Annotated in this window: 15 protein-coding genes; 4 read left to right on the forward strand and 11 right to left on the reverse strand. The window is 71.7% G+C overall.

The window, feature by feature from the left end:
• Positions 1 to 7: 7 nt before the first annotated feature.
• Positions 8 to 1,171 carry a trans-sulfuration enzyme family protein gene (locus HNR40_RS17540; RefSeq protein ID WP_184962456.1) on the reverse strand — a complete coding sequence of 388 codons (1,164 nt, stop codon included), beginning with the start codon at positions 1,169 to 1,171 and terminating at the stop codon, positions 8 to 10.
• A gap of 11 nt (positions 1,172 to 1,182) precedes the next feature.
• On the opposite strand from HNR40_RS17540, the gene HNR40_RS17545 reads away from it, so the two are divergent.
• Positions 1,183 to 2,157: a LacI family DNA-binding transcriptional regulator gene (locus tag HNR40_RS17545; protein WP_184962458.1), complete on the forward strand. Its 975-nt coding sequence runs from the start codon at positions 1,183 to 1,185 to the stop codon at positions 2,155 to 2,157.
• On the opposite strand, the gene HNR40_RS17550 is transcribed toward HNR40_RS17545, so the two are convergent.
• The 10 genes from HNR40_RS17550 to HNR40_RS17595 all read right to left on the reverse strand — a co-directional run bounded on the left by HNR40_RS17550 (position 2,154) and on the right by HNR40_RS17595 (position 8,701).
• A complete protein-coding gene (locus tag HNR40_RS17550) occupies positions 2,154 to 3,638 on the reverse strand; it encodes a sodium/solute symporter (protein WP_184962460.1) in 1,485 nt (494 codons plus the stop codon). The two genes, HNR40_RS17545 and HNR40_RS17550, sit on opposite strands and share 4 nt — an antisense overlap.
• 66 nt (positions 3,639 to 3,704) lie before the next feature.
• On the reverse strand, positions 3,705 to 4,070 hold the full coding sequence (locus HNR40_RS17555) for a hypothetical protein (protein ID WP_184962462.1): 366 nt from the start codon (positions 4,068 to 4,070) through the stop codon (positions 3,705 to 3,707).
• A complete protein-coding gene (locus HNR40_RS17560) occupies positions 4,067 to 4,804 on the reverse strand; it encodes a LytR/AlgR family response regulator transcription factor (RefSeq protein ID WP_184962464.1) in 738 nt (245 codons plus the stop codon). Before HNR40_RS17560 ends, HNR40_RS17555 begins: the two co-directional genes overlap by 4 nt.
• A gap of 78 nt (positions 4,805 to 4,882) precedes the next feature.
• Entirely contained in the window at positions 4,883 to 6,061 is a 1,179-nt protein-coding gene (locus HNR40_RS17565) for a sensor histidine kinase (protein ID WP_184962466.1), read from the reverse strand.
• Positions 6,040 to 6,459, reverse strand: coding sequence for an HIT family protein (locus tag HNR40_RS17570; protein ID WP_184962468.1), 420 nt, complete (start codon positions 6,457 to 6,459; stop codon positions 6,040 to 6,042). The genes HNR40_RS17565 and HNR40_RS17570 overlap by 22 nt, the downstream gene beginning before the upstream one ends.
• On the reverse strand, positions 6,456 to 7,163 hold the full coding sequence (locus HNR40_RS17575) for a DUF1838 family protein (protein ID WP_184962470.1): 708 nt from the start codon (positions 7,161 to 7,163) through the stop codon (positions 6,456 to 6,458). Before HNR40_RS17575 ends, HNR40_RS17570 begins: the two co-directional genes overlap by 4 nt.
• Before the next feature lie 51 nt (positions 7,164 to 7,214).
• Positions 7,215 to 7,640, reverse strand: coding sequence for a protease inhibitor I42 family protein (locus HNR40_RS17580; protein WP_184962472.1), 426 nt, complete (start codon positions 7,638 to 7,640; stop codon positions 7,215 to 7,217).
• Positions 7,641 to 7,704: 64 nt separating this feature from the next.
• Positions 7,705 to 8,052 carry a YtxH domain-containing protein gene (locus HNR40_RS17585; protein WP_184962474.1) on the reverse strand — a complete coding sequence of 116 codons (348 nt, stop codon included), beginning with the start codon at positions 8,050 to 8,052 and terminating at the stop codon, positions 7,705 to 7,707.
• Positions 8,053 to 8,134: 82 nt separating this feature from the next.
• A complete protein-coding gene (locus tag HNR40_RS17590; protein WP_184962476.1) occupies positions 8,135 to 8,455 on the reverse strand; it encodes a hypothetical protein in 321 nt (106 codons plus the stop codon).
• An 84-nt stretch (positions 8,456 to 8,539) separates the two neighbouring features.
• Positions 8,540 to 8,701: a hypothetical protein gene (locus HNR40_RS17595; RefSeq protein WP_184962478.1), complete on the reverse strand. Its 162-nt coding sequence runs from the start codon at positions 8,699 to 8,701 to the stop codon at positions 8,540 to 8,542.
• A gap of 110 nt (positions 8,702 to 8,811) precedes the next feature.
• Here HNR40_RS17595 and HNR40_RS17600 point away from each other — a divergent pair, with 110 nt between their 5' ends.
• Genes HNR40_RS17600 through HNR40_RS17610 form a run of 3 tightly spaced genes read left to right on the forward strand, consistent with a single transcriptional unit; the run spans position 8,812 to position 13,943 of the window.
• Positions 8,812 to 11,859 carry a DEAD/DEAH box helicase gene (locus HNR40_RS17600; protein WP_184962480.1) on the forward strand — a complete coding sequence of 1,016 codons (3,048 nt, stop codon included), beginning with the start codon at positions 8,812 to 8,814 and terminating at the stop codon, positions 11,857 to 11,859.
• Positions 11,860 to 11,861: 2 nt separating this feature from the next.
• Positions 11,862 to 12,671: an SWIM zinc finger family protein gene (locus tag HNR40_RS17605; RefSeq protein ID WP_184962482.1), complete on the forward strand. Its 810-nt coding sequence runs from the start codon at positions 11,862 to 11,864 to the stop codon at positions 12,669 to 12,671.
• Between the two features lie 39 nt (positions 12,672 to 12,710).
• The gene (locus HNR40_RS17610; RefSeq protein WP_184962484.1) at positions 12,711 to 13,943 is read left to right on the forward strand and encodes an MFS transporter; all 1,233 of its coding nucleotides are present in this window, start codon (positions 12,711 to 12,713) and stop codon (positions 13,941 to 13,943) included.
• The last annotated feature ends 5 nt before the right edge of the window (positions 13,944 to 13,948 follow it).

The following is a 13,948-nucleotide window of genomic DNA, read 5'->3' on the forward strand; positions in this document are numbered from 1 at the left end:
CTGTCAGTCACGCTAGGCGACCGACACCCTCCAGCGCTAGACCGAGGTCCTTGATCAATGTGTCCGCCGCCTCCAGGCCGACCGACAGCCGCACCAGGCCCACGGGAATGCCCATGGTCGCCCGCACGCTCTCCTCGACCGACAGCGCCGGCACGTTGACCAGCGACTCGAAGCCGCCCCACGAGACGCCGATGCGGAAGTGCCGCAGCCGGTCCAGGAACTCGGCCGCCTCCTCACGCGACTCGGTGTCCAGCTCGATGCTGAACAGGCTGGAGAAGCCGGACATCTGGGCCTTGGCCTGGGCATGGCCGGGGTGTGCGGACAGGCCTGGGTGGTTGACCACGCGGACGGCCGGGTGTTCGGCCAAGAAGGCGGCGACGGCCAGGCCGCGCTCCTGGTGCGCAGCCATCCGCACCGGAAGCGTGCGCAGGCCCTTGATCACCTTGGCCGCGTCGTGGGGTGACATGGCGGCGCCGTACAGCTGATACTCGGTCAGCGCCAGCGGCCTGATCAGCCGCGACGGGCCGACCACCACGCCGCCCACCAGGTCGCTGTGCCCGCCCACGTACTTCGACAGCGAGTGCAGCACCAGGTCCACACCGAGCGTCAGCGGCTTCTGGAAGATGGGCGTGGACCAGGTGTTGTCCATGGCGGTGACGAGGCCGTGCTCCCTGGCCCAGCCGGTGACGGCCGCGATGTCGAAGACCTCGTAGCGCATGTAGGACGGCGACTCGAAGTAGAGTAGGCGCGTGCTCGACCTGATAGCGCTGTCACACCCCGCGAGATCGCTGACGTGCGTATGCGTGACGCCGAACTTCTCCAGATAGCGCAGAAACTGGGTCGTCGGCCCATAGACGGCGCCCAGCACCAGCACGTGGTCCCCCGCCGACACCAGCGACGAGATCGTGGCCGAGATCGCGCCCATGCCCGAGGCGAAGCACTTGGCCCGCTCCCCCCGCTCCAGCGCGGCGAGCTTGCGCTGGGCCAGGTCGACGGTCGGGTTGGTGCCGCGCCAGTAGACGTAGCGCTCGTCCTCGTCCTTGATCGCCTCGCCCAGCTCACCGGCCGTGCGGAAGGTGAACAGGGAGTTCTCGAACACCGGCGGGTTGACCGCGCCGAGCAGCCAGGGCTCGTCCTCGCCGAGGCGTCCGCAGATCCATTCATCATCCATGGGGGCAGAGTATGACAGCGCGCAAGCCGACCATGGCCGACGTGGCCAGGTACGCGGGAGTCAGCCTGAAGACGGTCTCCCGGGTGGTCAACGGGGAGCCGCACGTCAGCGCCGAGGTCCAGCTCAAGGTGAGCGCCGCGATCAGCGCGCTCGGCTTCCGCCGCAACGAGGCGGCGGCCCGGCTTGCCAGGGGCGCCACGATGCTGACCATCGGGCTGGTCATGGAGAACATCTCCAACGAGTTCTACTCGCGCCTGGCCAAGGCGGTCGAGGCGGCGGCCGCCGAGCACGAGGCGCTGGTCGTGTTCGGCTCCTACGAGGAGCGGCCCGAGCGCGAGCGCATGCTGGTCGAGTCCATGTACGCCCGAGGCGTCGACTCCCTCATCGTCGTCCCGTCGTCGGGCGACCACGCGTGGCTGGCCAGGCACACCGGCCTGACCACGGTCTTCGTGGACCGGCTGCCGCCCGGCCAGGACAGCGACGTGGTCCTGCTCGACGACCTGAAGGGCGGCCGCCTGGCGACCGAGCACCTGCTCGCGCACGGCCACCGCAGGATCGCGCTGATCTCCGACGACGTACGGCTGAGCTCGGTCCACGACCGGGCCACCGGCTACCGCGAGGCGCTCGGCACGCCGGACGAGCGCCTCGTCGTGCACGGCGTCTTCGACCCGTGGCGCGTCTCGCAGGAGGTCGCCAGGCTGCTCGACCTGGCCGACCCGCCCACCGCGTTCTTCGCCACCAACAACCGGGCCGCGATCGGCATCCTGCAGGCCCTGCGCGAGCGCCCCGAACGCCCCGCGTACGTGGGTTTCGATGACTTCGCGCTGGCCGAGGTGTTCAACCCCGGCGTGAGCGTGGTCCGCTACGACATCGACCGCATCGCCCACAGCGCGGTCGGCCTCCTGCTCGACCCGTCAGGACGGCCGCGCCGGGTGACCGTGCCGGTGGAGCTGGTCGTGCGCGGATCCGGCGAGCGCGGCGCCTAGCCCTTGGGCCGCCAGTCGCCGCGGTCCAGGTCGAGGTCCTCGGGCGTGTGCAGGCGCACCATCGTCCTGGCCACGCCCGGCGGCACCCGGTGCGGGGTCAGGAACGACACCGCCACCATCACGGTGAACGCGATCGGCACCGTCCACGCCGCCGGCTGCGCCAGCAGCGCGTTGATGAGCCCGTCGTACGGCCCGCCGATGATCGTGGCCAGCACCGCGCAGCAGGCCAGCCCGCCCCCGGCGAACAGCCCGGCCAGCGCGCCCGTCGTGGTCAGCCGCCGCCACCAGATGCCGAGCACCAGCAGCGGGCAGAACGACGAGGCGGCCACCGCGAACGCCAGCCCCACCACGTCGGCCACGGGCAGCGAACGTGCCCAGAGCGCCAGCGCGAGCGGCACCGCCACGGCCATCAGCGTGGCGATCCTGAACGAGCGCACGCCGCCGCCCAGCAGATCCTGCGCGATCACCCCGGCCACCGACACGGTCAGCCCCGACGAGGTGGACAGGAACGCCGCGAACGCCCCCGCCGTCACCAGCGCGGTCAGCAGGTCCCCGAGCGTGCCGCCGACCATCGTGCCGGGCAGTGTGAGCACGACCGCGTCGGTACGGGCCAGGTCGGGGGTGTAGAGCCGGCCCAGCCAGCCGTAGGCGGCCGGCAGCAGATAGAAGGCCCCGAGCAGCGTCAGCACCACCAGCGTCGTACGGCGCGCCGCCCGCCCGTCCGGATTGGTGTAGAAGCGCACCAGCACGTGCGGCAGCCCCATCGTGCCCAGGAACGTCGCCAGGATCAGCGAGTACGTGGAGTAGAGCCCGTACTCCTTGCCGCTGCCCAGCGGCATCTGCCAGGTGGCCGCGTCGGCCGCGCTGATCCCGGGCGCGCCGTCGCGCTTCCAGGCCAGCAGGAGGAACACCAGCGGCACCGCCAGCGCGGTCAGCTTCAGCCAGTACTGGAAGGCCTGCACGAACGTGATCGAGCGCATCCCGCCCGACAGCACGTTGACCGCCACCACCACCGCCACCAGCAGCCCGCCGACCCAGACCGGCGCCCCGGTGATCGTGCGCAGCACCAGCCCGGCGCTCTGGAACTGCGGCATCAGGTAGAGCCAGCCGATCAGCACCACGAGCACGCTGGCCGTCCGGCGCACGGCCATCGACTCCAGCCTGGCCTCGGCGAAGTCGGGCAGCGTGTACGCGCCGGAGCGCCGCAGCGGGGCCGAGACGAGCACGAGCAGCACCAGGTAGCCGCCGGTCCAGCCGACCGGCAGCCACAGCATGTCGATGCCGTAGGTGAGGATCAGGCCGGCGATGCCGAGGAAGGAGGCGGCCGAAAGATATTCGCCGCCGATGGCCGAGGCGTTCCAGAGCGGGCTGACCGTGCGGGAGGCGACGTAGAAGTCGGAGGTGGTGCGCGAGAACCGGATGCCGAAAGCGCCGATGAGCACCGCGGCCACGACGACGACCACGACCGCCGTCAGGCTCATCAGACCAGCTCCGCTGGTCTGATGAGCCTGACAAGACTGTGCCTGTTGTTCACTCGCTTCGCTCGCTCATTTACGCTCGATCAGGTCGGCGAAGTGGCGTTCGTTGCGTTCGGCCTGCCGTACGTAGAGCCAGGCTCCCACGACGAAGGCGGGGTAGATGAGGCAGGCGAGCACCGCCCACGGCAGCGGCACGCCGAGCAGGTGCAGGCCGCGAACGTCCGGCAGGAGCAGGAACAGCAGGGGCAGCCCGCCGATCACGCAGGCCAGCACGGTGCAGACGAACAACGCCAGGCGGAACTGGGTGCGCAGCAGGGAGCGCATGTAGACCTCGCCGACCACGGTCTGCTCGTCGATCTCGCGGGTGGCCGGGTAGCGGCGGCGGCGCGCGGCGGCGGTGCGGGGGCTGGTGACGACGACGCGGCGACCGCTCATCGCTTGGCTCTTCTGACGAGGAGGTCGCGCAGCTCGCGGGTGTGGCGGCGGCTGACCGGGATCTCGGTGCTGCCCACCGTCACCGTGCACCGGCCCGAGTCGATGTGCAGCTCCTCGATGTGCTTGACCGCGACCAGATGGCTGCGGTGGACCCGGACGAACCCGGCCGTGGCCCAGCGCTCCTCCAGCGTGTTGAGGGGGATGCGGACCAGGTGGGTGCCCGTCTGCGTGTGCAGGCGAGCGTAGTCGCCGTGCGCCTCGACGTACACGACATCGGCGGAGGAGACGAAGCGCGTCACCCCGCCCAGCTCGACCGGGATCGTGTCGGCGTCCTCGGCGTCCGGCGCCACGTCGGAGGAGAGGGCGACCCTGCGGATCGCCTCGGCCAGGCGTTCCGGGCGTACCGGCTTGAGCAGGTAGTCCTCGGCCTTGATCTCGAACGCGTCGACCGCGTGCTCCTCGTAGGCGGTCACGAACACCACCCGGGGCGGGTTGGCGAACTGCGCCAGCAGGCGGCCCAGCACCACGCCGTCGAGCCCGCGCATCCTGATGTCGAGGAAGACCGCGTCGACCGGGCGGCCCTCGGCGATGCCGCGGTCGAGCTGCCGCAGCGCCGCGGCGCCGTCGCGGGCGGTCAGCACCTCGTCGATCCGGGGGTCGGCGCGCAGCAGGTACGAAAGGTCCTCCAGAGCCGGAAGTTCATCGTCGACCGCCAGGACGCGCAAGCCAGCCACGCAACACTCCTTCCGATCCCTTGACAGTGATAAAAGCGACAAGAGGCGTCAAGCCCGTCACGCGCAGGTCACAGGTCACTAGCGGGCCGAGACCCCCGGGTGGTACTTCGGCACGCGCACGTTGACCTTGGTCCCGGCGCCCTTGCCGGTCTCCACGACCAGGCCGTACTCATCACCGTAGACCTGGCGCAGGCGCTCGTCGACGTTGGCCAGGCCCACGCCGCCCGCGCTGACCACCTCCCCGGCCAGGATGAGCCGGAGCCGGTCGGGGTCCATGCCGAGACCGTCGTCCTCGACGCTGATGCGGCACTCGGCCCCGGCGTCCTCGGCGACGATGGTGATCCGGCCGACGCCGTTCTTGCTCTCCAGGCCGTGCCGTACCGCGTTCTCCACGAGCGGCTGCAGGCACAGGAACGGCACCGCGACCGGCAGCACCTCCGGCGCGATCCGGAGCGTGACCTGGAGCTGGTCGCCGAAGCGGGCCCGCTCCAGGATCAGGTAGCGGTCGATGGAGCGCAGTTCCTCGGCCAGCGTGGTGAAGTCACCGTGGCGGCGGAAGGAGTAGCGGGTGAAGTCGGCGAACTCCAGCAGCAGCTCGCGGGCGCGCTCCGGGTCGGTGCGGACGAACGAGGCGATCGTGGTCAGCGAGTTGTAGATGAAGTGGGGGGAGATCTGCGCGCGCAGCGCGCGTACCTCGGCCTCCATCAGGCGGGTGCGGGAGCGGTCCAGCTCGGCCAGTTCGAGCTGGGAGTCGACCCAGCCGGCCGTCTCCTGGGCCGCGCGCACCAGCCCGGCGGAGGCGTGCGGGCCGTAGGCGGTCAGCGAACCGACGATGCGGTCGTCGGTGGTCAGCGGCACCACGACCGCGTGCCTGATCGGGCATTCGAGCAGCTCGCACGGGATCGACAGCACCTGGGTACGGCCGTCGCGCAAGGTCGCCGCCGCGTGGTCCAGGGCGTCGGCGGCGTGGTGGTCGCCGGCGCCGTCGTACACCAGCAGCCGCTCGCCGTCCGTGATCGCCAACGCCGGCGAGCCGAGCAGCTCGCGCAGGTGGCGCGAGGCCTTCTGCGCGCCCTCGGCGGTCAGCCCGGCGCGCAGCGGCGGCGCGGCCAGCGAGGCGGTGTGCAGCGTCTCGAACGTGGCCCGCTCGGCCGGCCCGGTGCCCAGCTCGCGGCGGCCGCGCAGAACCCGCCACAGCACCACGGCGGGCACGCCGACCAGCACCACCGCCAGGATCAGGCCGACGGCGAGTTCCATGACTTCCTGATCAGCTCGGCATAGGACTCGGCCTCGGCGTCGTCGGAGTACTTGGTGCGCGGCCAGAAGAAGCCGCGCAGCCCGTCCTTCTTCTGGCGGGGCACGATGTGCACGTGCAGGTGGGGGACGCTCTGGCTGATCCGGTTGTTCATCGCGACGAACGTGCCCGCCGCCTGCAGGCCGTCCTCGACCGCGCGGGCGCCGGCCTGGACGCGTTCGAAGAACGGGCCGACCTCGGTGAGGTCGGCCAGCGTCTCCACGTGGCGGCGCGGCACCAGCAGGACATGGCCCTTGAAGACCGGCCTCGTGTCGAGGAAGCCGACGGCCACCTCGTCGGAGAAGACCGTGAAGGCGGGCCGTTCCCCCGCGATGATCTCGCAGAACAGGTCGGTGCTCACCTGCCGACTTTAGCCGCGAACGCCGACCAGCTGCTCACGTTGGGGCCGCCCCACTCCTGGGGCGCGTGCAGGAAGTGCTCGCCGACGTGCGCGGCCAGCCGCTCGGGGGCCTCGGCGACCTTGCCGCCCCTGACGTGGTAGACGAGGCCGCCGGGGCGCTGGCCCATCGCCATCCAGGGCAGCCACGGCGAGACGCGGCTCCAGGAGAAGAAGCTGGGCACGTTCGCGGCGCCGGAGTCGACGTCCTCGGCCTTGGCGAAGAACTGGAACAGCTCCAGGGCGCGATAGGTGTCATTTGCCGAATTTTCCGGAAATTCCGCGACTTTGAGGGGCGAGGGGTAGGCCAGGCGGATGTCGACGTTGAAGACGACCTGGTCGCCGAGCCGCGTGACCGGGACCGGGTACGCGCCCAGGCGCTGGTTGACCGGGTCGTTGAAGACGTGCTGGACCTCGACCTCCTGGCCGGTGAACGGGTTGTCCCAGGTCTGGAGGATCTCGCGGGACTTCGGGTCGAGGTAGGCGGCGGCCTCGCGGGTCAGGAGTTGCCAGGCGCCGTCGGCCTCGACCACGCGTGCCACGTTGAGGCCCTCGAACCCGAACAGGTGGTGCGGCCCGTCGTCGTCCTGCCAGCCGTACACGTCGCCGGTCCACCACGAGATCGTCTCGGCGCCGTCAGTCGAGGCGCGCACCCGAAGGAAATCCATGGGCTGAAGCCTCTATGACCACGCGCCAGGTTTCAAGACACATTGTCGTGATCACTTGACCGTTATTGTGAAGATCGCGGTGCCGGACTCCCGGACGCTGTCCGGGGCCGACGGCGTCTTCTCGGCCCCGCAGCGCCAGCAGTTGAACAGCTTGACCTCCGTCGTGCCCGGCCGCTTGGCGTTGAAGACGAAATAGCCGGCGCCGCCGCTGCCCGGGGCGTCGCCCTCGCTCTCGTGCTCCTCGCTGATGAACGAGGCCACCGTCGCGTCCGGCACCTCGACCAGTGACCAGTTGTCACCGACCGACGGGTTGTCGGGCACGACCAGCGAGAACCGATCGCCCTGGCCCACCTCGACCTGGGTCGTCCGCCCCTTCGCACCCTTCACGACGGTGCCGTAGTCGCTGACCGCCGAACCCGCGCCACACCCGGCAGCCCCGACGGCCAGCAGGACCGCCGCGGCCCATGTCCTCTTCACCTGCCGCAGCGTACCGCTCCCTCCTCTGGGGTACGGCGGCGCGTTCGGGTGTGCCGGGGCGCGTTCAGCGCTTGCGCTTGAGCAGGCGGCGCACGACCAGCGCGACGATGGTGCCGACGGCGGCCATCACCAGGATGGGGCGCTTCTTCGCCTCCGTGGCGGCGGCGTCGGCCACCTCCCCGGCCTTGTCCGTCGCCGCGGCTGCCGTGTCCTTGGCCGCCACCGCCATCTCGCCCGCCTTGTCCTTGGCCGTGGCGGCCAGTTCGCCTGCCTTGTCCTTGGCCGCCGAAGCGGTGTCCTTCGCCGCCGCGGCGACCTCGCCCGCCTTGTCCTTGGCCGTGTCGGCCATGTCGCCCGCTTTATCCTTAGCCGTCGCCATCGCGTCGCCTGCCTTGTCTCTCGTTCCGGTCATCTCATCGGACTCCGCGCCGGCCGCAGTGCCGCCGCCGCCTCCTCCGACGAGAAAGGCGCCTACCCAGCCAGGAGGCGCTCTATCACGGCTGTCCCCCGCGCAGGTCCTCGCGCATGGCGTCGCGGGCGGCGAGGAGCGGGTCCTCCTCCTCGGCGTGCTCACGGACCGCGGCGAGCTCTTCCTCCCCGCTCACGTCCGTGACGTCCCCGTGCGTGTTGTCGGCCGCGACGAACACCCCGCGCGCCTTCCGCGCCGCCTCGGCGGCCTCGGCGTTCTCCGCCGCACCCGCCCGGGTCTGCGGCACGTTGATCGAGGTCGGGTCCACGGGCGTGCCGACGACGGCCTCGTGCGCGCCGACGTACCCCGCGGTCACTCCCTCGACGTACTCCTCGTGCTCCTCCATCGGCCCTGCCTTCCCGTGGTGCTCTCACCCGTGGTTCTAACCGCACGGGTCGAGATCAACGGCAAAGCCCCGGCCACGATGTGGTCAGCGCCGGGCGAGCCTCAGCAGGAACCCGACCACCGCCGCGGCGTCGGACGACTTGGGCACCTCACACCAGCCGCCCGGCTTGTCCGGCGCGGCGAACGGCGAGGGCAGCTCGCACGGCGGCGTCGGCGGTTTGGGGCGTTCGCACCAGGATCCGCTCATGCCTTCAGCCTACGTCCGCCCCCACCGCCGCCGCGAGCCTCGATCCGGTAAGCGTCCCTCCGGGCTCTTTGGGGCGGCGTGCTGTCGGTGGGCGGCGGTAGCCTGCCGGGGTGCTGGTGGTGCATGGGGTGTGGGCGGGTGGCGGGCTCGCCTTCTGGGCGGAGGACACCGAGGCGGTCGGAGCCGTGTCGCGTGGCGCCTGGCCACGGCCTCATCCGTTCGCCGCCGGGCACGAGGAGCTGGCCGCGCACCTCGGGCTCGCCGACGGCGGGCACGGGGTGATGGAGCTGGTGCTGCCGGGCTCGGCCGCCGCCCCCGTGCCGTCGCCGGAGACCGGGCTGCTGGGCGACGGGACACGACCGAGGTTGCGCGGCTGGCGGGTGCCGGTCGTGGTGCCATCGGCCGGACACTGCCTCGACCTGCTCGACTCCGGTGGGGCGACCGTGCGGTTCTGGAGCGTCGTGGCCGAGCTCGCCCTTGATCTCGTACGGCGCGGCCGGGTCCTCCCCCAGCTCCTGCTCCCCACCCAGACCGAATCGGCATCAACGGGCGGTGACCACGCGGCGGGCGAGGCCAAGGCTGGTGACCAGGGCGGGTCCACGGGCGGTACCGCGGTGGACGACGGACTGGCCATGTGGGCCATACCGGAGGACACGGCGCGGGCTCGGTGGCGGGTGGTGCTGACCGGGCAGGACGCGGTGCGGTTCCGGGAGCTGGGCTTGGCGATGCCGCCGGCTTGCCGTACCGGAGCTGTGGAGCGGGGGTCGGCGGAGGTGCTGCGGGCGGCGCTCGACCACTTCGCGGACGCCCACGTCAGGGCCAAGGTCCAGGAGCCGCTGGTGGGGCGGCCACGGACGCTCAGGGACCGGTGGCTGGCCGCGCTCACCGGGCCGGACGCCGCCTGCCCGGACGTGCCGGAGCTGCGGGAGGCGCTCACCGAGTGGCATGACGCGGTGGCCGGGGCCGACGGCTCGGCGCGGGTCAGTTTCCGGCTGGTCGAGCCCTCCGCGGACGCCGGGGACAAGGCTGAGCGGTCCGGGTGGCGGGTGGAGCTGGCGTTGCAGGCTGTGGAGGATCCGAGCCTGTATGTCCCGGCCGACCAGATCTGGCAGGGTGAGCCGCTGCCGGGGTTGCCTACGCGGCCCGAGCGGGAGTTCCTGACCGGGCTGGGCCGGGCGGTACGCCTCTATCCCGACCTCGACCCCGCGCTCAGGGTGGCCGAGCCGAGGGAGCTGGTTCTCGACACCGCTGGCGCGTTCACCTTCCTGCGGCAGGCGGCGCCGCTGCTGCAGGCGGCCGGGTTCGGGGTGCAGCTGCCGCGCTGGGCCGGGCGGGCCAAGCTGGGGCTCAAGCTGACCACGCGCACCAAGAGCCAGCAGGCGGCGACCGGGCAGGGGTTCGGGCTGCGGGAGCTGGTCGACTTCCGCATCGATCTGGCTGTGGGTGACGAGAGCATCAGCGAGGCCGAGCTGGCGGAGCTGGCCAGGCTCAAGGTGCCGCTGGTGCGTGTACGCGGGCAGTGGGTGGAGCTGGACGAACGCCAGCTCAAAGCGGCGCTGCGGGCGGTCGAGGGGCGCAGGGACGGCGAGCTGAGCGCGGCCGAGATCCTGCGGAACGTCGTGCGGGGCGAGGACGACGAGCTGCCCCTGCTGGAGATCGACGCCGACGGCGTTCTCGGCGACCTGCTGTCGGGGCAGGCCGAGCGGCGGCTGACCCCGCTGGCCACTCCGGCCGGGATCGACGCCACCCTGCGGCCCTACCAGGAGCGCGGGCTGGCCTGGCTGAGCTTCCTGTCGGAGCTGGGGCTGGGCGGCGTCCTGGCCGACGACATGGGCCTGGGCAAGACGATCACCACGCTGGCCCTGCTGGCCCACGAGAAGGCTCAGGCCAGGCAGACGTCGCCGACGTTGCTCGTATGCCCGATGTCGCTGGTCGGCAACTGGCAGCGGGAGGCGGCCAGGTTCGCGCCGGGGCTGAAGGTCTACGTGCACCACGGCAGCGGACGGGACGCCACCCTGGCCGAGGGCGCCGATCTGGTGATCACCACGTACGGCACCGCCCAGCGCGACCTGGAGACCCTGAAAGGCTTCACCTGGCAACGCGTCGTCTGCGACGAAGCCCAGGCGATCAAGAACAGCGGCACCCTCCAGGCCCGCGCCGTGCGGTCGATCCCCACCCGCACCCGCCTCGCCCTGACCGGCACCCCGGTGGAGAACCACCTGGCCGAGCTCTGGTCGATCATGGAGTTCTGCAACCCCGGGATGCTCGGCTCGCGCACCACGTTCAGGTCCCGCTACCAGGAGCCGATCGAGGCCCGCCAGGACGAGCAGGCCACGCTCGCCCTCAAGCGCGCCACCGGCCCGTTCGTGCTGCGCCGCCTGAAGACCGACCGGTCCATCATCACCGACCTGCCGGAGAAGCTGGAGGTCAAGGAGTGGTGCTCGCTCACCCCCGAGCAGGCCTCGCTCTACCAGGCGGTGGTCGACGACATGATGGGCAAGATCGACGGCAGCGAGGGCATCGAGCGGCGCGGGCTGGTGCTGGCGGCGATGGCCAAGCTCAAGCAGGTCTGCAACCACCCGGCCCACCTGCTGAAGGACGGTTCGCGGCTGCCGGGCCGCTCGGGCAAGCTGGCCCGGCTGGAGGAGCTGACCGAGGAGATCGTGGCGGAGGGCGAGAAGGCCCTGGTGTTCACGCAGTACGCGGAGTTCGGCACGATGCTGCAGCCGTACCTGTCCGCCCGGCTGGACCGCCCGGTGCTCTGGCTGCACGGCGGCCTGGCGAAGAAGGCGCGTGACCGGCTCGTCGACCGGTTCCAGAACGACCCGGAGCCGATGGTGTTCCTGCTCTCGCTGAAGGCCGCGGGCGTGGGGCTCAACCTGACCGCCGCCAACCACGTCATCCACGTGGACCGCTGGTGGAACCCGGCCGTCGAGGACCAGGCCACCGACCGGGCGTTCCGGATCGGGCAGCGCAAGAACGTCCAGGTACGAAAGCTGATCTGCGCGGGCACCCTCGAAGAGCGTGTGGACGAGATGATCGAGCGCAAGAAGGCGCTGGCGGAGCGGGTGGTCGGCACCGGCGAGGACTGGCTCACCGACCTGTCCTCCCAGGAGCTGCGCGAGGTCTTCCGCCTGGGCGCCGAGGCGGTGAGCTGAGCATGCCGGTCGGCAAAGACGGGTGGTACGACGGCGGGCGGCCGATCGCGGTCGAGGGCGGCCTCAAAGCACGCACCCAGCGCGGCACGATCGGCGCCTCGTGGTGGTCGCGCAGGTTCATCGACATCCTGGAGCGGGTGTGCGACAAGGGGCGGCTGGCCCGCGGGCGCACCTACGCGCGCAAGGGCCAGGTGCTCTCGCTGGAGCTGGCCGCGGGCCTGGTGAGCGCCAGGGTGCAGGGCTCGCGCCCGGACCCGTACGAGGTGGCGGTCAGGGTCGAGGTGTACGCCGAGGCGCTGTGGGCCGAGCTGGAGGCGGCGATCGCCGGGCAGGCGGTGCACCGGGCCAAGCTGCTGGCCGGGGAGATGCCGACGGAGATCGAGGAGGTCTTCGCCGCGATGGGCGTCGACCTGTTCCCGCGCGATCTGGACATGGAGTGCTCCTGCCCGGACTGGGGGTTTCCGTGCAAGCACCTGTCGGCGGTGCTCTACCTGCTGGCCGAGTCGTTCGACGACGACCCGTTCCTGGTGCTGGCGTGGCGGGGCCGTACCAAAGAGCGGTTGCTGGGGTCGCTGGCCGATGACGGCGGGGCGCGCGGCGACCCGCTGGCGGTGGCGGACGTGCCGTTCGCCGACCGGCTGGCCGACTTCTACGCGGCGGGCGCGAGCGTGCGGCGGCCCGAGCGGCGGGCGGCGGGCGCGCCCGATCTGCTGCTGCGGCTTTTCCCGCCGCCGGAGGGGCTGGCGCACCAGCTCGGACCGGCCTACATCGGCATGGCCGCAGATCTTGAGGCGCCCGCCGACGAGACCTAATATGAGGGCCCTCTCGCCCCGAACCGGAGAGGACTCCTCGTGAGCTCACCCGCGTTAACGGCAAAGGTCTCCGGCGGCTGGACGGCACGGCTCTCCCTGGCCCAGCTCGGGCTGATGATGGGCTGGTTCACGCTGATCCAGATCGTGCTCCCCCAGCACATGGTGGTGGTGGACAACGCCGGCAAGGAGGCGTCGCTGGCGGTGGTGTTCGCCGTGGGGGCGGCGGTGTCGATGGTGTCGAACGTGGCGTTCGGCGCGCTGTCGGACCGCACCCGGGGCCGCTTCGGCAAGCGCCGCCCGTGGATCGTGTTCGGCGCGCTGACCGGCGCCGCGGCCCTGGCGCTGCTCGGCACCCAGCAGACGGTGCTGGGCATGACGATCGGCTGGAGCCTGGTGCAGCTGACGTTCAACGCGGCGTACGCCTCGACGGTCGCGGTGGTGCCCGACCGGGTGCCGGAGTGGCAGCGCGGCCGGGTGCTGGCGGTGGCGGGCGCGGCGCAGGCGGCGGGGCCGCTGCTGGGCGGGCTGGTGGTGGCGCTGGTCGTCACCGGCGTGCTGCCGTCCTATCTGGCGATGGCGCTGCTGCTGCTGGCGACCGTGCTGCCGTTCGCGCTGGCGACCGGCGAGGGGCCGGTGGCGGAGGCGGAGAAGACCCGCTTCGACTGGCGCACGCTGTGGGTGAGCCCGCGACGCCACCCCGACTTCGCGTGGGCGTGGGTGACACGATTCCTGCTGAACCTGTCGATCTCGATGGGCACCGGCTACCTGCTCTACTACCTGCGTGACGCGATCGGCTACGAGCGGCTGTTCCCCGGGCACGGCGTGGACGAGGGCGTGCTCATCCTGCTGGCCGTCTCCACGGTGGCCGGCATCGCGCCCACGCTGCTGTCCGGCTGGCTGTCGGACAAACTGGGCAAGCGGCGGCCGATCGTCAGCGTGGCGGCGCTGCTGACCGCCTCGGCGGGGGTGCTGCTGGCGTTCACCACGTCCTGGCCGACGGTGATCGTGGCGGCGGTGATCCTCGGGGCGGGCAGCGGCGCGTTCCTGGCCGTGGACCAGGCGCTGCTGACCCAGGTGCTGCCCACCGATCTCGACCGGGGCAAGGACCTCGGCGTGCTCAACCTGGCCTCGGCCGGGCCGCAGGTGCTCGCCCCGGTGCTTGCCGCGCCGCTGGTCACGCAGCTCGGCGGCTATCCGGCCCTCTACACGGTCACGGCCGCGGTGGGCATCGCGGGCGCCCTTCTGGTGTGGAAGATCCGCGGGGTGCCGTAGCGTCG

Origin of the sequence: Nonomuraea endophytica (genome assembly GCF_014203235.1) — a bacterium.
In the GTDB taxonomy this organism is placed as follows: Bacteria; Actinomycetota; Actinomycetes; order Streptosporangiales; family Streptosporangiaceae; genus Nonomuraea; species Nonomuraea endophytica.